This is a genomic window from Pseudomonas helleri, from assembly GCF_045830615.1.
Classification (GTDB): domain Bacteria; phylum Pseudomonadota; class Gammaproteobacteria; order Pseudomonadales; family Pseudomonadaceae; genus Aquipseudomonas; species Aquipseudomonas helleri.
This window is the reverse complement of sequence record NZ_CP174501.1, coordinates 4038899-4057121: the sequence shown is the minus strand read 5'-3', so window position 1 is coordinate 4057121 and position 18223 is coordinate 4038899. Positions and strand designations below refer to the sequence as shown.

The window sequence follows — 18223 nt, the reverse complement described above, 5'->3', positions numbered from 1 at the left end:
GGTTGGGGTGAGGGCGTTGGCAATTTATGGCGCCGTTGCCGCCCGCGCCGCGCCGACTTTTTGATTCGGCGTGCCCGCCGCTCTGGCCGAGCGCAACAACATCAATGTACCCAGCAGTGCCATGGCGGCGAGGAAGTACATGCCGGCATGGGTGCTGTCGAACTGCTGTTCGGCCCAGGTTTTAACCGTGGGTGCCAGGAAGCCGCCGAGGTTGCCCAGGGCGCCGATTACGGCGATCCCGCTGGCCGCGGCGGCGCCACTCAGAAAGCGCGTCGGCAAGGTCCAGAACAGCGGTTGCACGGTGATGAAACCGGCGGCCGCCAGGCAGAACGCGAGGATGACCAGCGGCAGGCTGGCGCTCAAGGTCGAACCGACCATGCCGACCGCAGCCAGGGCCAGCATCAGCGCGGCAAAGCGGGTTTGCAGGCCTTTGCGGTCGGCGTAGCGGGTGACCGCGTAGAGCACGATCACGGTGGCGATCCACGGGATGGACGTCAGCAGGCCGACTTCCAGGCCGATGCCGGTGCCGAGCAGCTCGGCGATGCGCGTCGGCAGGTAAAACAGCACGCCGTACACGCTGACCTGGATGGTGAAGTAGATCAGGGTGAAGTACAGCACCGTCGGGTTGATCAGCGCCGAGCGCCAGGACGACGGCCCCGTATCAGCCTTGAGCAGGTGTTCTTTTTCCAGCTCGTGCTCGACGGCGGCTTTTTCTTGCTCGGTCAGCCATTTGGCGGTACGCGGTTTGTCCGTGAGGTAGAACAGCGCAAACACGCCGATGACCGAGGCGGCGAGGCCTTCGGTGACGAACATCCATTGCCAGCCGGTCAGGCCAAATTGCGCGCTTTCCAGCAACCAGCCCGACACCGGGCCCCCGACCATCAACGACACCGGCACGCCGAAGTAGTAAATGCCGTAGGCGGCGCCGCGCTTGTTTTGCGGGAACCAGTAGGTCAGGTACAGCACCACGCCCGGCGACAGGCCCGCTTCGGCCACGCCGAGCAAAAAGCGCAGGATGTAGAAGCTGGTTTCGTTGTGGGCAAACATCATGGCTGCCGACACGAGCCCCCAGGTGATCATGATCCGGCTTAGCCAGATGCGTGCGCCGACTTTGTGCAGCATCAGGTTGCTGGGCACTTCAAACACGGCGTAGCCGATAAAGAAAATGCCCGCGCCCAAGGCAAACGCGGCGTTGCTCAGGCCGGTATCTGCCTGCAGGGCATGTTTGGCAAAGCCAATGTTGGAACGGTCAATGATCGCCATCGCGAACATCAAGGCGACAAAGGGCAGGATGCGCCAGCGAATCTTGCTGAGCGCCTGATTCAACACAGGATTGGACATGGGTGGCTCCGATTATTTTTTTTGTGGAGTTCAACAACAGGGACATCGATTAACGGGCTCTCAAGGCGGAGCGGGCATAGGCCGCAACGATGACAAAACAGCCCATGGGCAACAGATACGCCACGGCGGTGGAGGAGTGGTCAGCAACCAGACCCATCACGTAGGGCAGCAGGGCCCCGCCGACAATGGCCATGATCATGAACGAGCTGCCGCGCTTGGTATGCGCGCCGAGGTTTTTCACGCCCATGGCAAACAGGGTCGGGAACATGATCGACATAAAGAAGAAGGTCGCCACCAGGGCTACCACCGACACGCCTTCAACCCCCAGCACCACCACCGCGCACAGCGCCACGTTGATCAGTGCGTAAATCATTAACAGGCGCTGGGCATTGACGCGGCCCATCAGCCAGGTGCTGAAGAAGCGCCCAAACATGAAGCTGAGCATGGCCACCGAAAGCAGATACGCCGCTTGCTGGCTGCCCATCTGCGCCCAGTGCTCGGTGACGTAGTTGATAAAAAACGCCCCGACGCCGACTTGCGCGCCGACGTAAAAGAACTGGGTGACAACCCCGGTGACAAACTCGCGGTGTTGCCACAGGCCTTTATCACTCAGTTGTTGGGCCTGAACTTCTTGCTCGCGCAGGTCCGGCAGCGGGGTGCGGGCGATCAGCACGGCGACCAGCAGCACCAGCGAGGCAATCACCAGATAGGTCATTTGCAGCGACTGGGTGGTGTCGGTGCTGTTGGCACCACTGAAGAACAACGCACCGCCAATCAAGGGGCCAAAAAACTGCCCGAGGCCATTGAACGACTGCGCCAGGTTCAAGCGCCGCTCAGCCCCTGCGGGTGAGCCCAGCACCGTGGCATACGGGTTGGCAGCGGTTTCGAGGCAGCCCAGGCCGCAGGCAATCACAAACAGCGCGAACAAAAAGAACTGAAAGCTTTGCGCGGCAGCGGCGGGCATGAACAGCAGTGCGCCGCAGGCATACAGGCACAGGCCGAGCAGAATGCCCGCCTTGTAGCCGTACTTGTCCATCAAGAAACCGGCGGGCAGGGCGATCAGAAAATAGGCGCCGAAGTACGCGCTTTGCAGCAAGCCGGACTGGGCCTTGCTGACGTGCAGGGTTTCCTGGAAGTGCTTGTTGAGCACATCCAGCAAGCCATACGACAACCCCCAGAGAAAGAACAGGCAGGTCACCAGAATCAGTGCCCAGCGGTAAGACGTCACCGCCTTGGTAAAGGGCGGCGCGGCGACGTTCGAGTGCTTGAGTGACATGACGCATCTCCTTCTTATTGTTGTTAAAGCCCTGTAGGAACGAGCTTGTCTCGCGATCTTTTGATCGTCTAAAAGCTCGCTCCTACAGGGGGCAGGTGAGGCGGATACGGCTCATGTCAGTGCCCGGTCCAGGTGGGTGTAGCCGCCGTCGACCACCAGCCATTGCCCGGTGGTGTGGGAGGCGCGGGGGGATAACAGGAACAGCACGCTGTCGGCGATTTCTTCTGAAGTAGTCATGCGCTGGCCGAGGGGGATTTTCTCGACGATGCTCGCCAGCTTGGCGTGCGGGTCGTCGAAGCTGTTGATCCAGCGCTCGTACAGCGGGGTCATGACTTCGGCGGGGATGACTGCGTTAACCCGCACGCCATCGGCCAGCAACGAGGTGGCCCACTCGCGGGTCAGCGACAGTTGCGCGCCTTTGGCGGCGGTGTAGCCGCTGGTGCCGCCCTGGCCGGTGAGGGCGGTTTTGGAACTGATATTGACGATGGAGCCACGGCTGGCCTTGAGCGCGTCGACGCACAGGTGGGTCATGAGGTAGTAGTGGATGAGGTTTTTTTCCAGCGACTCGACAAAGGCCGAGCGCCCGGCGTCCAGGCCCACGCTGTCATTGACGCCGGCATTGTTGACCAGCCCGTCGATGCGCCCGAAGCGGTGCAGCACGCTGGCGACGGCGGCGCGGCAGGCGTCTTCGTCGCGCAGTTCGACCTGGATAAACAGGCTTTGTGCGCCGCGTTGATCCAGTTGTCGGGCCAGTTCATCCGACAGCGGGCTGTGACCGAAAATCACCGGGATCGCGCCTTCATCAGCCAGCCCCAGAGAAATCGCGGCACCAATGCCGGAGCCGCCGCCGGTGACGATAAAGACCTTGTCTTGCAGATGCAGATTCATCGTGTCACTCCTTCAAGCCCGTAGATGGAGCAGGCGTTGGCGCCCCAAATCGCCGCTTGTTCAGCGGCGCTGAGGGTGTGCAAAACGCTGTCGACCAGGGTGTGGGTGGTGCGGTAATCGCTGGCCAGCAGGCACACCGGCCAGTCGGAACCGAACATCAAGCGTTCAGGGCCAAACAGGTGCAGTGCGGTGTCCAGGTACGGGGTCAGTTGCTCGGGCTGCCAGTGCAGCCAATCGGCCTCGGTCGCCAGCCCCGACAGCTTGCAACTGACATGCGGCAATGCGGCCAGCGGCGCCAGTTGCTCGGCCCATTGGCGCAGGTTGTTGGCCTGCACGTTTGGCTTGGCGAGGTGGTCGAGCACCAAGTGATGCTGGTCATGACGCTGGCACAACTGCGTTGCGACGCTCAGGTCGCAGGCCTTGATCAGCACTTCATAGACCGTGCCCTGGCGCTGTAACGTCGCCAGGCCACGGTTGAAATCGGCCCGTTGCATGAACTCGGCAGGCGCGGGTTCGTCTTGCAACTGATGACGAAACCCGCGCAGCACCGAGGCCTGCGCCCAGCGTTCCAGCGAATGTTCAAGGTCGGCGGCGCACAGGTCGACCCAGCCCACCACGGCGCGAATCCACGGGTATTGCCCGGCCAACTGCAACAGCCAGTCGGTCTCGCTTTCGCAGGCGCGGGCTTGCACGGCAATGCAGCCGTCGAGCCCGGCCTGATCGAGCAAGGGGCGCAGGTCGTCGGGCATAAAGTCGCGGCGCAAGCCGGGCATGTCGTGGCTGATCCACGGGTAACCGGCTGCGTCATACCGCCAGAAGTGCTGATGCGCATCCAGGCGTGGTGGCTGTGTGGACGACATTGTTGTTGTACTCCGTCCCTTCAAAACGCTGGTTTAGCCCCGATAGCGGTACTGCTCGCGGGAGGCGGCTTTCATCTGGATCGAGAAGCCCGGCGCCTGGGGCGGCATGTAGGCGGCGTCGCGGATCACGCAGGGGTCTTCGAAGTGTTCGTGCAGGTGGTCAACAAACTCCACCACGCGGCCTTCGTGGGTGGCGGCGATGCACAGGTAGTCGATCATCGACAGGTGCTGCACGTACTCGCACAAGCCCACGCCACCGGCATGCGGGCAGACCGGCAAGTTGTATTTGGCGGCCATCAGCATGACGGCCAGGACTTCGTTGACCCCGCCCAGGCGGCAGGCGTCGATCTGCACCACGTCGATCGCTTCGCGCATGATCAGTTGCTTGAAGACGATGCGGTTCTGGCACATTTCGCCGGTGGCGACTTTGACCGAGCTGACGCCCAGGCGGATTTTGCGGTGGCCTTCGACGTCGTCCGGGCTGGTCGGTTCTTCGATAAACCACGGCTGGGCGAACGACAGCTCACGCACCCAGTCGATGGCCGCGTCGACTTCCCAGACCTGATTGGCGTCGATCATCAGCTTGCGGTCCGGACCGATCACTTCGCGGGCAATGCGCACGCGGCGGATATCGTCTTGCAGGTCGTGGCCGACTTTTAATTTGATGTGCGAGAAGCCCGCGTCGACGGCTTCCTGGCACAAGCGACGGAGCTTCTCGTCGGCGTAGCCCAGCCAGCCGGCCGAGGTGGTGTAGCACGGGTAACCTTTAGCTTCGAGCAGGGCCAAACGCTCGGCTTTGCCGTGGGCGCGCTCGCGCAGCAAGGTCAGGGCTTCGTCGGGGGTGATGCAGTCGGTGATGTAACGAAAATCTATGCAGCGCACCAGTTGCTCTGGGCTCATGTCGGCCACCAGACGCCACACCGGCTTGCCTTCGGCCTTGGCCCAGAGGTCCCAGGCAGCGTTGACCACCGCGCCGGTGGCCAAGTGGATGGCGCCCTTGTCCGGGCCGATCCAGCGCAGTTGGCTGTCGCTGGTCACGTAGCGCCAGAAGCGGCCCATGTCTTCGGCGATCCACTCAAGCTTGAGGCCGACCATGAGGCCTGCCAGGGCCTTGATCGAGGCGCAGCAGATCTCGTTGCCACGGCCGATGGTGAAGGTCAGGCCGTGGCCTTCGAGGTTCGGGGTGTCGGTTTCGAGGATGACGTAGGCCGCGGAATAGTCCGGATCCGGGTTCATCGCGTCCGAGCCGTCCAGCGATTGCGAAGTGGGGAAGCGAATGTCTTCAACCCGTACAGCAGTAATGGTAGTCATGGCGTTCTCCGGCTTATTCGGCGTCGACAGTGCGTTGGTTTTGTTCACCCAGGCCGCTGATGCCCAGGCGGATGTGCTGGCCCGCACGCAGGTACACAGGGTCTGGTTTGATGCCCAGGCCAACGCCGGGCGGGGTGCCGGTAGAGATCACGTCGCCGGGTTGCAGGCTCATGAACTGGCTGAGGTAGCTGACGATTTTAGGGATCTGGAAAATCATCGTGCGCGTGTTGCCGTTCTGGTAGCGCTTGCCGTCGACTTCCAGCCACAGGTCGAGCTGGTGCGGGTCGGCGATTTCATCACGGGTCACCAACCATGGGCCGAGCGGGCCGAAGGTGTCACAGCCTTTGCCTTTGTCCCAGGTGCCGCCCAGTTCCAGCTGGAACTCGCGCTCGGACACATCGTTGATCACGCAATAGCCGGCCACGTGTTCCAGGGCGTCGCTTTCGCTGATGTAGCGGCCGCCTTTGCCGATGACCACACCCAGCTCGACCTCCCAGTCGGTCTTGCGGGAGTTACGCGGGATTTCGACGTTGTCGTTCGGGCCGACGATGGCGCTGGTCCACTTGTTGAACACCACCGGCTCAGCCGGGATGGCCGCACCGGTTTCAGCGGCGTGGTCGGCGTAGTTGAGGCCGATGCAGATGAACTTGCCGACCTGGCCGACGCAGGCGCCGATCCGTGGCGAGCCTTGGACGAGCGGCAGGGTGGCCGGGTCGATGTCTTGCAGGCGGGCAATGCTTTGCGGGCTGAGGGTGTCGCCTGCGATATCCGTGACCACTGCGGACAAGTCACGCAGATCACCGTTGTTATCGAGCAGAGCGGGACGTTCCTGGCCTTTTTCGCCGTAACGGAGCAGTTTCATAAATAGTCCTTTGTTCTTATTAAAAGAGTGCGGAAATGTCCTGTAGTCGCTGCCGCAGGCTGCGATCGAGCCCGAAGGGGTCGCGCTTTTAAAAGCGAAGGTCCCGCGGCCCTTATCGCAGCCTTCGGCAGCGACTACCTGAATTGGGCGGGATCAGTTGCTCCAGCCGCCATCAATGATTTGTGCGGTGCCGGTGGTGAAGCCGCTGGCGCTTGAGCCCAGGTACAGGGCCAATTGGGCGATTTCTTCGGCGGTGCCGATACGGCCCATGGGTTGGCGCGCGGCGAAGGCGGCGTACACCTCGTCCACGCTGCGGCCTTCGCGTTCGGCTTGCTCGCGGATGCGCTGGCGCAGGGAAGGGGAGTCGACGGTGCCTGGGCAGATGGCGTTGCAGCGGATGTTCTGGCTGACAAAGTCTGCCGCCACCGAGCGGGTCAGGCCGATCACCGCGCCTTTGCTGGCGCAGTAAGCAAAGCGGTTAGGCACGCCTTTGACGCTGGAGGCCACTGAGGCCATGTTGATGATCGAGCCGCCGCCGTTGCTCAGCATGCCCGGCAAAAAGGCGCGGATCATGCGGTACATGGCGGTAACGTTGAGGTCCAGGGCGAAGTTCCAGTCTTTTTCGCTGCATTCCAGGATGTTGCCGCTGTGCACCACGCCTGCGCAGTTGAACAGCACATCCAGCGGGCCAAGCTCGTTGGCCAGGCGCTCAATGGCGGCGGCATCGGTGACGTCCAGAATAATTTTGTGAGCGCCTGTAAGAGCCTCAAGGGCGCCAGCATTGATGTCGGCGGCGAAGACTTCGGCGCCAGCGGCGAGGTATGCCTGGACACTGGCGTGGCCAATGCCTTGGGCTGCGGCCGTGATCAGCACGCGTTTGCCGGAAAGATCCATGGGTACTCCGTAACGATGTGATTGTTTTTATTGTTGACCTGAACCCTTCGCCATTGTGTCTTTTGGACTAATGGTCAGGCCAATGCGGGCGTAGCAACTGGCAAAACGACGCAGCGTCGGGATACGTTTTTAGCTATGATCGCTGTACGTTATCCATCCAATGGTCAGGCCATTGAACCTTTTTTAGCATGCACCTCACGCTTCAACAAGTGACTTTTTTTCCAAAAAGCGCTCGCGAGCCGTTGCACAGACCAGAGCCAATTTCACGATGCCATTCCAAGTTATTGATAACCAAAGACTTTATCGGCAGATCGCCGATCAGTTGCGGGCCTTGATCGACAGCGGTGAATTCCCGCCGGGCAGTCGGCTACCCGCCGAACGCGAATTGGCCAAGTTATTGGGCGTGAGCCGGGCATCGGTGCGCGAAGCAATGATTGCCCTGGAAGTGATCGGCCTGGTGGATGTGCGCGTCGGCAATGGTGTGTTGGTGTGTGAGCCGCCGGTGCAGGCGGTGTCCAATGAGCCGGTGATGGCTCAGGCCACCCGTGATCAATGGCGCGAGCTGGACCCGGAGCTGGGCATTGCCGTGGATTTCAGCGCCGAGATCCCGCCGTTTGCTTTGCTCCAGGCGCGGCGCTTGATCGAGCCCGAAGCGGCGGCGCTGGCAGCCGTGAACGCCAGCGATGAAGAACTCGCCGGGATCCGCGAAGCGTTTGAGCGCAATGTGCAAGACAACCGCGAGGGTTCGCACACGCACCCCGGCGACCGCTTATTTCATATCCGCATTGCCCAAGCGTCGGACAACCCGGCCTACGCATTGATGATTCAGCACTTGCTGGGGCACAGCTACGGCAGCATGTTCCAGCGCCTGCAAAGCCACTACACCTCAGATGACATGCCGCACCGCTCGGAGGACGAGCACCGGCGCGTGCTTCAGGCACTGGAGCAACACGACCCGGATGCGGCACGTCAGGCCATGGCTGAGCATCTGGATGAAGTGATCCGCATCTTCAGTCGCAACGCTCAGTAAGGCTCAACTTCCAGCCAGGATTCGGTGACGCGGCGGTCGAGTGCTTCAAAATCGGCCATGCCGATCACGCGGGTGGTGTTGAGGCCGCGCAGGTAGCCTTTAAGCTCATGGGCCATGGCATGCAACTTCTCGGCGTCGGCAGGTTCAGCATGCAACGCGTGCTCGTACAAGGTCAGGTAGTCGTCTACACGGTCGCGGTACTCAGGCAGTACCGCTTCACGGATCAGGTCGAAGGTTCGCAATTTTTGATTTTTATTCAAGTGGCACCCTTTGTCGGTTGAGGGGCTGCTGTTTTGGTAGATCGCGCCTTGAATGTATCTTACGTCCGGGGGTGGTATCCAGAGGTGGGGTAACGGGGAGGTGCTGGAGGGTTTGAGAAACGGGTTGCGCTGCAACCCTTCGTAGCCTGCGGCAGCGACTACTTGTTTTTTTGAAGGTGTACTGCGTATTTTGGTGGCTTGGGCTTAGTCGTTCAGGTCGCCACTGCCTGTTTGAATCCATGGACCATGCACAAGGAGCCGTACGGAAAGCCAATGCGCCAAATCTGGAAGTCGTTTCGAGCGTTGTATTTTGCCTCGCTGATGATGTTGATCGGCTCAGGTTTGTTGAGCACCTACCTGGCGTTGCGCCTGGCCGCCGATGACGTCGACGGCTTATGGGTCGGTGCTTTGATGGCGGCCAACTATTTTGGCCTGGTGCTGGGCGGCAAGCTTGGGCACCGGCTGATTGCCCGCGTGGGGCACATTCGGGCGTACGCCACCTGTGCCGGGATCGTCGGTGCGGCGGTGTTGTGTCACGGTTTGACCGACTGGCTGCCGATCTGGCTGCTGCTGCGTCTGATCGTCGGCCTGGGCATGATGTGCCAGTACATGGTTATCGAGAGCTGGCTTAACGAGCAGGCCGACGCCAAACAGCGCGGCGTGGTGTTCAGCCTGTACATGATCGCCTCGTATCTGGGGCTGGTGCTCGGGCAGCTGATTCTGGTGGTTCACCCGCAACTGGGCCTTGAACTGCTGATGCTCGTGGCCATGTGTTTTGCCTTGTGTCTGGTGCCGGTGGCCATGACCCGGCGCATCCACCCGGCGCCGTTGCGGCCCGCACCCATGGACCCTAAATTCTTTATCAAGCGGGTGCCGCAATCGCTGATCGCGGTGATGGGCGCAGGTCTGTTGATTGGTGCGTTCTACGGCCTGGCGCCGCTTTACGCCTCGCAGCAAGGGTTGTCTACCGAGCTGGTCGGTTGGTACATGGGTTGCTGTATTTTTGCCGGGTTGCTGGCGCAATGGCCGCTGGGCTGGTTGTCGGACCGCTATGACCGGCCGCTGCTGATTCGCGTGTTTGCGCTGTTGCTGTGTGCGGCGGCGTTGCCGCTGGCGATCTTCCCGCAGGTGCCTGTCGAGGTGCTGTTCGTGGCGGGGTTCTTGAGTGCATTGCTGCAGTTTTGCATTTACCCGCTGGCCGTGGCCTTCGCCAACGACCACATCGAAAGCGAGCGCCGGGTGTCGCTGACCGCCATGCTTCTGGTCACCTACGGCGTTGGCGCCAGTGTCGGCCCGCTGGTGGCCGGGGTGCTGATGAAAGTGCTCGGCAGCCATATGCTGTATGCGTTTTTCAGCTTCACCAGCCTGATTCTGGTGTGGCGCATTCGCCCGAACGCGGTCACCAATTTGCACCAGGTCGACGACGCACCGCTGCAACACGTTGCCATGCCCGACAGCATGTCCACCTCGCCCTTGGCCGCAGCGCTTGACCCACGGGTCGATGAGCAGGTGGTGCAGGAGCAAATGGTCGAAGGGGTCGAGCCTGAAATTGAGCCAGAAATAGCCCCGGAATTCGGCGGCCCCGAGGCTGACCCCAAACTGTAGGAGCGAGCTTGCCTCGCGATCTTTTAAACATCAAAAGATCGCGAGCAAGATCAGGCCGGGCACTCAGTAAAAATCGTCATCCTTGTCGAACCGGCGGGCATCGCGCTGCAACTGGTAGACAAAACGCTCGACCTGGCGCTGAACCGCGCCGCTGATGTTGTGAAAGCGCATGCCGGCAAAGGTGATGTTCAGGCGCTCTTCGAAGTACAGGTGGCGCAACTCGACCGGGGTGGTCATGTGGCCGAAGGGCAGGGCGGCGCTGAAGCGCTCGTACACCTGGCCCAGCTGGATGAGCTCGCTGATATCACCCTCAAAACGCAATTTGCAGCCGGTGGCTGACACGTCCAGCAATTTGCCCTTGATCGCTTTGCCGAGCTTGTCGCCCGCCACGTTGACGTCCACCAGGTGCGCCAGTTTCAGGGCGGCGCGGAACGCATTGCGGCGCTGGTGGTAGATCACTTCTTTGGGCAGCGCGCCGTGATAGCAACGGTGCGAGCCGCTGTCGTCGATGCTCAGCGGGGTGTTGCATTCCCAGGCAATGCGCACGCCGTCATGGAAACCTTCGACCCGAAAAGGAATGCCCGCCGCCAGAAAACGCTCGCCGTCCCGTGGGACCATCTCGTCCAGGGTCATAAGCTGGTTGTCACGGTCTACGTCCACCATGTAGCTCTGAAAACGTTGGGTACGGTCGTTGAAGGTGATGATCAGCGGGTCATGGCTCTCTTGCAGCATCCGCAAATTTGAGGCGATCTCCATCGGCGTCGTCAGCACCTTGGGCGGTTGCGGAGCATCTTGGGCATCTAGCACGGGTCGTCAATCTCCAGACAAAAAACGGCAACACGCAAAAAAGGGCATTCTGCCATCATGCTGCGGGTGTAGATAGTGCAGGCTCAGGCCTGGCTGTAAGCGCGGTGTTTGTTGAGGAGCGAGGTGGTGCCGCGCGCGTCATACAGCGAGGGCGTTTCGCCGCCGTGGAGGATGCGCAGTTGGTTGGCGGTGATCGCCTGTTGGGTCTGGATCGACTGGCCGTTCGCCTGGTTGGCGGCGTGGCACTGAGCCAGCAACTGGTTCAGCAAGTCGCTTTGGCTGAGCAACTGATCGCCCACGCTTGAGTGGCTGGCAAGGCTTTCGAGGCCGCTGCGATTGGTCGCCAAGCCGAGGCTGGCAAGGATTTCGCTGCGTTTGCGGCCATGCTGCTCAAGCAAGATAACCAATGAATGCTTGCGCGCCAGAATGTTTTCCAGCAGCACCATGTCGCGCCCCTTGAGGGCGACAGATTCGTCCTGCAACAGGCCCAGCAGTTGCTCGGCAGGTGCCAGGTCGTCATTGATCAGTTGCAGCAGATTCTCGTCGTGCATGTCGGGCTCTAGGAATTAGGCGTCCAAAAGCCTGGCACCGGCCCTGGGCCTAGCGCTCGGCTTCGATATTCAGCAGTTTGCTGGCGACCTTGTTGCTGTCGACGGTGTAACTGCCCTCGGCAATGGCTTGTTTCAACGCGGCCACACGTTCTTTGTTGACCACTGGCTGATCACGCAGCGAATCGCTGACTTTCTGCAACTGTTGAGCTTGCGGGCTCAGGTGCACAGATTCACCGCTCGCGGCTTCGGTGCCGGTGTTTTCAGCGGTTTTGGCTGCAGGGGCCGCTTGCGTGGCGCTGCCTGCTTCCTGGTTGGCGTTGCTGCGCGTGCTGCCGGGCAGGGGCGGGGCGCTGTTGAGACGACTAAAGTCGATAACCATAACGAAAAACCTCTGGGTATTTGGACGCTTGCCTTGTTTTCGGCCAAACCCGAGAAAACTTTAGGCCCGATTAATCATAGCTTCACACATTGCTGTACTGATCTGCGTCAACGCCGGCTGAGAGAAACACGCCAAACGCTCTACAACGCGACTTCAACCTGACCAGGCGCCGTCACGCGGGCCTTGATGATCCGGTTTGAATTCAGGTTTTTAACCCGGATCTGCTCGCTGAGGCCACCATCGGACAGCGCTTCGCCGGGCATTTTGACACTTAATGTGCCACTGCGGGCACTGATAATCACGTGGTCACCCTTGCGCACTGTCGCGGCCTGCTCCAGGTGCGTGAGTGTCAGCACCTGGTCGGAGACCACCGGGCGCAGCAGTTTTTGCCCCACCGCCAACTCCACGGCGGTGAGATACCCCTGGCTGATCAGGCCGACATCGCGCTCGCGCAAGGTCACATCACCATAGTCGATAATCGCCCCGCGCTTGAGTGGATGCGTGACCGTGACCACATCTCGGAATAACTTGACCTGTGCCGGTACAAAGATGGTCCACGGCGAGCTACCTTCACAGCGTACCCTGACCGTCACGCGGCCCATGGGCTGGGCAGGGCTTTCGAGGGTGGCTGTCAAATCCTTGTCGCAATGCGCCAGGCGCACGCGCGGGTCCAGTTGATTGACCTGGATCTCGTAGCGGCCCTCAATTTGCCCCGTGGCCAAATAGTCTTCGACGGTGAACTCAAGAAACCCTTGGGTCACGCCGATAAGCTGGTCAGAAGAGGTAAATGTGTCGGCACCGGCAGGTGTGCCTACACTCAGCAGGCACCCGGCCGCGAGCAGGCGCAGTGCGCAGCGACGCAAGGGCTGAAAGCGTGATCGGTGGCAGGTTTTTGTCGTTTTCGGCTTCATGGCGGATAAATAGCAAAGCCCGTGCCGTTTACCGGGCAGCGTGTCGCAACTTAACGATTTTTAAAGGAGCTGAGTATGGCTGGGGTGATGGATGCGGTTAACCAGCGCACTCAACTGGTCGGGCAAAACCGCCTGGAACTGTTGCTGTTTCGTCTGGGTGGGCCGCAGCTCTATGGGATCAACGTGTTCAAAGTCCGCGAGGTGCTGCAATGCCCAAAACTGACGGTGATGCCCAAATCCCACCCGGTGGTGTGCGGCGTGGCCAGCATTCGCGGCGCAACCATCCCGATTCTCGATCTGGCGATGGCCACCGGTGCGGGGGCTCTGAGAGACCACAGCAATCCGTTTGTGATCATCACCGAATACAACACCAAGACTCAGGGGTTTTTGGTGGGTGCGGTTGAACGCATCGTCAACATGAACTGGGAAGCCATACATCCGCCACCCAAGGGCGCCGGGCGTGACCATTATTTGACAGCTGTGACTCGAGTGGACGATCAGTTAGTCGAAATCATCGACGTTGAAAAAGTGCTGGCTGAAGTGTCGCCCTCACCGGAAACCATCTCTCACGGTGTGGTGGACGTCGAGACCCAGGAAAAAGCCCTGTCGTTGCGGGTGCTGACCGTGGATGATTCGTCGGTGGCGCGCAAACAGGTTGCCCGTTGCCTGCAATCGGTCGGGGTTGAGGTGGTTTCACTCAATGACGGGCGCCAGGCGCTGGAATACCTGCGCGCAATGGTCGATCAGGGCAAGGACCCGGCGCACGAGTTTTTAATGATGATTTCGGACATCGAAATGCCCGAAATGGACGGCTACACCCTGACCGCCGAGATCCGTAACGATCCGCGGATGAAAGACTTGCACATCATTCTGCATACGTCGTTGTCCGGTGTTTTCAATCAGGCGATGGTCAAGAAAGTCGGCGCGGATGACTTTTTGGCCAAGTTCCGCCCTGATGACCTGGCATCCCGGGTTGTCGACCGGATCAAGGCAGCAGATCACAGCTAGGGGCGATGCCCATGGCGATCAATAGGTTTTTAGAGGCACGATCACTTGTCGACGGCTAATTTGGATTTTGAACAATTCCGGGTCTTCCTGGAAAAAGCCTGTGGCATTTTGCTCGGTGAAAACAAGCAATACCTGGTCTCCAGCCGTCTTAACAAACTGATGGAGCAGCAGGGGATCAAAACCCTGGGCGAGCTGATTCAGCGCATCCAGAGCCAGCCACGCAGCGGCTTGCGCGAGCAGGTGGTCGATGCCATGACCACCAACGAAACCCTGTGGTTTCGCGACACCTATCCCTTTGAAGTGCTGAAAAACAAAGTCCTGCCCGAGCTGATCAAGGCCCATCCGGGCCAGCGCCTGCGCATCTGGTCGGCGGCATGCTCGTCTGGGCAGGAGCCGTACTCACTGTCGATGGCGATTGATGAGTTCGAGCGCAGCAACCTTGGGCAATTGAAAGCGGGTGTGCAGATCGTCGCCACCGAACTGTCCAGTACGATGCTCAACATCTGCAAAAGCGGTGAATACGACAGCCTGGCCATCGGCCGCGGCTTGTCGCAAGAGCGTTTGCAGCGTTACTTCGAGCCCAAAGGCCCGGGCCGCTGGGTGATCAAGGCGCCGATCAAAAGCCGTGTCGAGTTCCGCCCCTTCAACCTGCTGGACAGCTACGCCGGGTTCGGCAAATTCGATGTCGTGTTCTGCCGCAACGTATTGATCTACTTTTCGGCCGACGTGAAAAAAGACATCCTGCTGCGCATCCACAGCACCCTGAAGCCGGGTGGTTACCTGTTTTTAGGTGCCTCCGAAGCGCTGAACGGCTTGCCGGACCACTACCAGATGGTCCAGTGCAGCCCTGGGATCATCTACCAGGCGAAATAAACGCTGCCTCGCGATCTTTTAAAAGATCAAAAGATCGCGAGCAAGCTCGCTCCTACACCTGTAGCAGTTGACGAGCCTTGCGAGGCTACGTCCGGCTGCGCAGCAGTCGTAAAACCCTGCGCCTCGATGCTGCGGCTTCACGCAAAGATCAAAAGATCGCGAGGCAAGCTCGCTCCTACAGTGAAGGTGTATCCAACTCTGGACGGCAGAAAAGCGGCAGGCAGCGGAAATCCGTTGCCGCTTTTGGGCCGTTGCCGCTTTCCATCCCCCTGCAACCCCTTGAAATACGGCCCTGCGCAAACTGGCACGGGGTTTGCTGTGTTCATGTCATGCAATGCCTGAAGTACACGCTCAGGCCAGTCCACACAGGTTTCCCGACATGAGCATCAGCTTCGATAAAGCGCTCGGTATCCATGAGCAAGCCCTGGGCTTTCGCGCCAAGCGCGCGGAAGTATTGGCGAACAACATCGCCAACGCCGACACCCCGAACTACAAGGCTCGGGATCTGGATTTTGCGTCTGTGCTTGCCGCACAAAACGATAAAAACCAGAACGGCACCTTTGCCTTGAACATGACCAACAGCCGTCATATCGAAGCGCAAGGCCTGAGCAGTGGCGACGAATCGCTGCAGTACCGCACGCCGATGCAGCCTTCCATCGACCAGAACACCGTGGACGCTCAGCTCGAACAGTCGAACTACGCCGAAAACGCGGTCAACTTTCAGGCCAGCTTTACGCTGCTCAACAGCAAATTCAAAGGGCTGATGTCGGCCCTGCGTGGAGAGTAAGTCATGTCCCTAGCCAGTGTTTTCAACATTGCCGGCAGCGGCATGAGCGCTCAGACCACCCGCCTGAACACCGTCGCCAGTAACATCGCCAACGCCGAAACCGTGTCGTCGAGCATCGATCAGACCTACCGCGCCCGGCACCCGGTGTTCGCCACCATGTTCCAGGGCGCGCAGGGCGGTAACGGCGACTCGCTGTTCAACAATCAGGACGCTGCCGGTCAGGGCGTGCAAGTGTTGGGCGTGGTCGAAGACCAGAGCGAGCTGCAAGCACGTTATGAACCCAACCATCCGGCTGCCGACGCCAAAGGGTACGTGTACTACCCCAACGTCAACGTGGTTGAAGAAATGGCCGACATGATTTCTGCCAGCCGTTCGTTCCAGACCAACGCAGAAATGATGAACACCGCCAAAACCATGATGCAGAAGGTCCTGACCCTCGGTCAGTGATAAGGGGCGACACTCATGAGCGTGACCGATAGCACCAGTGGTTTGACCCTCAATCAGATCCTCGCCAACTCTGCCCGGACCACCACCACCGACACCAGCGTGGGCGCGGCATCCCGGGCGGTAACCGGCAACCAGTCGCTGGGCAAGGATGCGTTCTTGCAGTTGCTGGTGACCCAACTGAAAAACCAGAACCCGCTCGACCCGCAGGACAACACCGCGTTCGTCGCGCAGTTGGCGCAGTTCAGCAGCCTGGAAGGCATCACCACCCTCAACGATACCGTGACCTCGTTGTCGGGCGGCTTGCAGTCTTCGCAAGCGTTGCAAGCGTCGTCGCTGGTGGGTCGCTCGGTGATCGTGCAAACCGGCGAAGCTTATGTCGACCCGTCGAGCGGCAAGCCGTTCAACGGCACTGTGGTGGTCAAAGACGCGGACTCGCGGCCGACCATCACCATCAAGGATGCCGACGGCGAAGTGGTCAGAACCATCGACATGGGTGTGCAGAAGGCCGGCAATGTCGACTTCACCTGGGACGGCAAAGACGCCAACGGCGAGCTGCTGGAGAAGGGCTCTTACACCTTCAGCGCCTCGACCAAAACTGACGCCGGTACAACGGCGTTGACCACCTACCTGCCAGCCACGGTCAACAGCGTGACCCTGAGCAAGACCGGTGGCGAAATCATGCTCAACCTCGCCGGGCTGGGCAGCATTGGTATATCAAAAGTCCAGACGATAGGCCTTTAAGGAGAGACATATGTCATTCAATATCGGCCTTAGCGGCCTGTATGCAGCCAACAAACAACTCGACGTGACCGGCAACAACATTGCCAACGTTGCCACCACGGGCTTCAAGTCTTCGCGTGCCGAATTCGCGGACGTCTACTCTGCCAGCAAGCTGGGCGTGGGCAGCAAGACCATCGGCAGCGGCGTCAACCTGGCCAACGTGTCGCAGAACTTTGGTCAGGGCGCGGTCAACAACACCGGCAACCTGCTGGACATGGGCATTGAAGGCAGCGGCTTCTTCGTGCTGAGCGACAACGGCGCTCTGAGCTACACCCGTGCCGGTACGTTCAAGGCCGACAAAGACGGCTACGTGACCAACACCAATGGCACGGCGCGCCTGCAAGGTTATGGCGTGGACGCCAACGGCGTGATCAACACCAGCGTGTTGACCGACCTGCGCATCGACACCTCGAACCTGGCGCCTAAAGCCAGCAGCAAAGTGGACTCGACGATCAACCTGAACTCCACGTCGGACGTGATCAATCAGACCACCACGCCGTTCGACCCGAATGAAACGTCGTCCTACAGCAAAAAATTCAGCACCACCATTTACGATACCCAGGGCAACCCGCACCCGATGGATCAGTACATGGTCAAGACCGGTTCCAACACCTGGAACACCTACACCCTGATTGACGGCCGCAACCCCGATGGCAGCGTGGCCACCGGCGAAAACGCCAAAGCGCCCGTGCCCTCGACCATGAGCTTTGATTCCAGCGGCGGGCTGGTCAGTGTGACCACGCCTAACCCGGTGGCCGGTGGGGACCCGATCGTCAGCAGCACGCTGACCATCAGTAACTGGATGCCGGGCGCGACCGTGAACGGTGCGTGGGTGTCCAATGGCGCGGGGGCCAACGAGAAGGGGATTGCCATCAACATGGCCAATACCACTCAGTACAATACCGACACCGCCCGCAACCCGCCTACCCAGGACGGCTACGCGACCGGCCACATCAACAACCTGACCATTGATGGCTCGGGCGTGATGTTCGCCAACTTCAGTAACAACCAGAGCCGTGCCATTGGCCAGATCTCCTTGGCCAGCTTTACCAACGAGCAGGGCTTGCAACCGGTAGGCGGCACCGCCTGGAAAGAAACCTACGCCTCGGGTCAGGCCGGTTTTGACGTGCCGAAAACCGGCACGTTGGGCGCCATTGCCTCCAACTCGCTGGAAGACTCCAACGTCAACCTGACCAACGAGCTGGTCGACTTGATCAAGGCGCAGAGCAACTACCAGGCCAACGCCAAAACCATCTCGACCCAAAGCACCATCATGCAGACCATCATCCAGATGACCTGATAACCGCTGGCAAACCGTAGGAGCGAGCTTGCCTCGCGATCTTTTGATCTAAG

The 18223-nt window shown here is 60.2% G+C and carries 20 protein-coding genes; 8 read left to right on the top strand and 12 right to left on the bottom strand.

The features are described 5' to 3' along the window. Nucleotides 1-24: 24 nt before the first annotated feature. From ACJJU9_RS18315 to ACJJU9_RS18285, 7 genes are all read right to left on the bottom strand, one after another. A complete protein-coding gene (locus ACJJU9_RS18315) occupies nt 25-1341 on the bottom strand; it encodes an MFS transporter (RefSeq protein ID WP_153391083.1) in 1317 nt (438 codons plus the stop codon). Nucleotides 1342-1390: 49 nt separating this feature from the next. Beyond that, a complete protein-coding gene (locus tag ACJJU9_RS18310) occupies nt 1391-2617 on the bottom strand; it encodes a sugar MFS transporter (protein ID WP_407729197.1) in 1227 nt (408 codons plus the stop codon). A 111-nt stretch (nt 2618-2728) separates the two neighbouring features. Further along, on the bottom strand, nt 2729-3505 hold the full coding sequence (locus tag ACJJU9_RS18305; protein ID WP_048370688.1) for an SDR family oxidoreductase: 777 nt from the start codon (nt 3503-3505) through the stop codon (nt 2729-2731). Then, nucleotides 3502-4365 (bottom strand): amidohydrolase family protein, encoded by an 864-nt coding sequence (locus ACJJU9_RS18300; protein ID WP_407729196.1) that lies wholly within the window; start codon nt 4363-4365, stop codon nt 3502-3504. Before ACJJU9_RS18300 ends, ACJJU9_RS18305 begins: the two co-directional genes overlap by 4 nt. Before the next feature lie 33 nt (nt 4366-4398). Then, complete coding sequence (locus ACJJU9_RS18295) at nt 4399-5676, bottom strand: L-fuconate dehydratase (RefSeq protein ID WP_407729195.1); 1278 nt, start codon at nt 5674-5676, stop codon at nt 4399-4401. A gap of 13 nt (nt 5677-5689) precedes the next feature. Beyond that, entirely contained in the window at nt 5690-6538 is an 849-nt protein-coding gene (locus ACJJU9_RS18290) for a fumarylacetoacetate hydrolase family protein (RefSeq protein ID WP_048370683.1), read from the bottom strand. A gap of 153 nt (nt 6539-6691) precedes the next feature. Further along, entirely contained in the window at nt 6692-7432 is a 741-nt protein-coding gene (locus tag ACJJU9_RS18285) for an SDR family oxidoreductase (protein WP_407729194.1), read from the bottom strand. A gap of 268 nt (nt 7433-7700) precedes the next feature. Between ACJJU9_RS18285 and ACJJU9_RS18280 the strand changes: the two genes are divergently transcribed. Beyond that, on the top strand, nt 7701-8462 hold the full coding sequence (locus ACJJU9_RS18280) for a FadR/GntR family transcriptional regulator (RefSeq protein WP_048389530.1): 762 nt from the start codon (nt 7701-7703) through the stop codon (nt 8460-8462). Here the strand turns inward: ACJJU9_RS18280 and ACJJU9_RS18275 are convergent. Continuing rightward, the gene (locus ACJJU9_RS18275) at nt 8456-8722 is read right to left on the bottom strand and encodes a hypothetical protein (protein ID WP_048370819.1); all 267 of its coding nucleotides are present in this window, start codon (nt 8720-8722) and stop codon (nt 8456-8458) included. The genes ACJJU9_RS18280 and ACJJU9_RS18275 overlap by 7 nt on opposite strands. 273 nt (nt 8723-8995) lie before the next feature. Between ACJJU9_RS18275 and ACJJU9_RS18270 the strand changes: the two genes are divergently transcribed. Then, a complete protein-coding gene (locus ACJJU9_RS18270) occupies nt 8996-10327 on the top strand; it encodes an MFS transporter (protein WP_407729193.1) in 1332 nt (443 codons plus the stop codon). 63 nt (nt 10328-10390) lie between these two features. Here the strand turns inward: ACJJU9_RS18270 and ACJJU9_RS18265 are convergent, their stop codons facing one another. From ACJJU9_RS18265 to flgA, 4 genes are all read right to left on the bottom strand, one after another. Next, nucleotides 10391-11083 (bottom strand): flagellar brake protein, encoded by a 693-nt coding sequence (locus ACJJU9_RS18265; RefSeq protein ID WP_153350875.1) that lies wholly within the window; start codon nt 11081-11083, stop codon nt 10391-10393. Nucleotides 11084-11217: 134 nt separating this feature from the next. After that, nucleotides 11218-11685 (bottom strand): flagella synthesis protein FlgN, encoded by a 468-nt coding sequence (locus ACJJU9_RS18260; protein WP_407729192.1) that lies wholly within the window; start codon nt 11683-11685, stop codon nt 11218-11220. Between the two features lie 49 nt (nt 11686-11734). Next, nucleotides 11735-12064, bottom strand: coding sequence for a flagellar biosynthesis anti-sigma factor FlgM (gene flgM, locus ACJJU9_RS18255; RefSeq protein WP_048389533.1), 330 nt, complete (start codon nt 12062-12064; stop codon nt 11735-11737). Between the two features lie 140 nt (nt 12065-12204). Then, nucleotides 12205-12975: a flagellar basal body P-ring formation chaperone FlgA gene (flgA, locus tag ACJJU9_RS18250; protein ID WP_173430610.1), complete on the bottom strand. Its 771-nt coding sequence runs from the start codon at nt 12973-12975 to the stop codon at nt 12205-12207. Between the two features lie 75 nt (nt 12976-13050). On the opposite strand from flgA, the gene ACJJU9_RS18245 reads away from it, so the two are divergent. The 6 genes from ACJJU9_RS18245 to flgE all read left to right on the top strand — a co-directional run bounded on the left by ACJJU9_RS18245 (nt 13051) and on the right by flgE (nt 18170). Continuing rightward, entirely contained in the window at nt 13051-13983 is a 933-nt protein-coding gene (locus ACJJU9_RS18245) for a chemotaxis protein CheV (protein ID WP_048389534.1), read from the top strand. 45 nt (nt 13984-14028) lie between these two features. Continuing rightward, nucleotides 14029-14856: a protein-glutamate O-methyltransferase CheR gene (cheR, locus tag ACJJU9_RS18240; RefSeq protein ID WP_153373855.1), complete on the top strand. Its 828-nt coding sequence runs from the start codon at nt 14029-14031 to the stop codon at nt 14854-14856. A gap of 379 nt (nt 14857-15235) precedes the next feature. Beyond that, a complete protein-coding gene (gene flgB / locus ACJJU9_RS18235) occupies nt 15236-15643 on the top strand; it encodes a flagellar basal body rod protein FlgB (RefSeq protein ID WP_048370664.1) in 408 nt (135 codons plus the stop codon). A gap of 3 nt (nt 15644-15646) precedes the next feature. Next, the gene (flgC, locus tag ACJJU9_RS18230; RefSeq protein ID WP_048370663.1) at nt 15647-16090 is read left to right on the top strand and encodes a flagellar basal body rod protein FlgC; all 444 of its coding nucleotides are present in this window, start codon (nt 15647-15649) and stop codon (nt 16088-16090) included. Between the two features lie 15 nt (nt 16091-16105). Next, on the top strand, nt 16106-16831 hold the full coding sequence (flgD, locus tag ACJJU9_RS18225) for a flagellar hook assembly protein FlgD (RefSeq protein ID WP_123749889.1): 726 nt from the start codon (nt 16106-16108) through the stop codon (nt 16829-16831). A 10-nt stretch (nt 16832-16841) separates the two neighbouring features. Continuing rightward, on the top strand, nt 16842-18170 hold the full coding sequence (flgE, locus tag ACJJU9_RS18220; RefSeq protein ID WP_048370659.1) for a flagellar hook protein FlgE: 1329 nt from the start codon (nt 16842-16844) through the stop codon (nt 18168-18170). The last annotated feature ends 53 nt before the right edge of the window (nt 18171-18223 follow it).

What these genes read in the sequence shown, in the direction of transcription:
- ACJJU9_RS18280 (WP_048389530.1), top strand. Translation starts at nt 7,701, where the DNA reads ATGCCATTCCAAGTTATTGATAACCAAAGACTTTATCGGCAGATCGCC.
- ACJJU9_RS18315 (WP_153391083.1), bottom strand. Translation starts at nt 1,341, where the DNA reads ATGTCCAATCCTGTGTTGAATCAGGCGCTCAGCAAGATTCGCTGGCGC.
- flgC (WP_048370663.1), top strand. Translation starts at nt 15,647, where the DNA reads ATGTCCCTAGCCAGTGTTTTCAACATTGCCGGCAGCGGCATGAGCGCT.
- ACJJU9_RS18285 (WP_407729194.1), bottom strand. Translation starts at nt 7,432, where the DNA reads ATGGATCTTTCCGGCAAACGCGTGCTGATCACGGCCGCAGCCCAAGGC.
- ACJJU9_RS18295 (WP_407729195.1), bottom strand. Translation starts at nt 5,676, where the DNA reads ATGACTACCATTACTGCTGTACGGGTTGAAGACATTCGCTTCCCCACT.
- ACJJU9_RS18305 (WP_048370688.1), bottom strand. Translation starts at nt 3,505, where the DNA reads ATGAATCTGCATCTGCAAGACAAGGTCTTTATCGTCACCGGCGGCGGC.
- ACJJU9_RS18310 (WP_407729197.1), bottom strand. Translation starts at nt 2,617, where the DNA reads ATGTCACTCAAGCACTCGAACGTCGCCGCGCCGCCCTTTACCAAGGCG.
- flgE (WP_048370659.1), top strand. Translation starts at nt 16,842, where the DNA reads ATGTCATTCAATATCGGCCTTAGCGGCCTGTATGCAGCCAACAAACAA.
- ACJJU9_RS18260 (WP_407729192.1), bottom strand. Translation starts at nt 11,685, where the DNA reads ATGCACGACGAGAATCTGCTGCAACTGATCAATGACGACCTGGCACCT.
- flgA (WP_173430610.1), bottom strand. Translation starts at nt 12,975, where the DNA reads ATGAAGCCGAAAACGACAAAAACCTGCCACCGATCACGCTTTCAGCCC.
- ACJJU9_RS18245 (WP_048389534.1), top strand. Translation starts at nt 13,051, where the DNA reads ATGGCTGGGGTGATGGATGCGGTTAACCAGCGCACTCAACTGGTCGGG.
- ACJJU9_RS18265 (WP_153350875.1), bottom strand. Translation starts at nt 11,083, where the DNA reads ATGGAGATCGCCTCAAATTTGCGGATGCTGCAAGAGAGCCATGACCCG.
- ACJJU9_RS18300 (WP_407729196.1), bottom strand. Translation starts at nt 4,365, where the DNA reads ATGTCGTCCACACAGCCACCACGCCTGGATGCGCATCAGCACTTCTGG.
- ACJJU9_RS18270 (WP_407729193.1), top strand. Translation starts at nt 8,996, where the DNA reads ATGCGCCAAATCTGGAAGTCGTTTCGAGCGTTGTATTTTGCCTCGCTG.
- flgD (WP_123749889.1), top strand. Translation starts at nt 16,106, where the DNA reads ATGAGCGTGACCGATAGCACCAGTGGTTTGACCCTCAATCAGATCCTC.
- ACJJU9_RS18290 (WP_048370683.1), bottom strand. Translation starts at nt 6,538, where the DNA reads ATGAAACTGCTCCGTTACGGCGAAAAAGGCCAGGAACGTCCCGCTCTG.
- flgB (WP_048370664.1), top strand. Translation starts at nt 15,236, where the DNA reads ATGAGCATCAGCTTCGATAAAGCGCTCGGTATCCATGAGCAAGCCCTG.
- flgM (WP_048389533.1), bottom strand. Translation starts at nt 12,064, where the DNA reads ATGGTTATCGACTTTAGTCGTCTCAACAGCGCCCCGCCCCTGCCCGGC.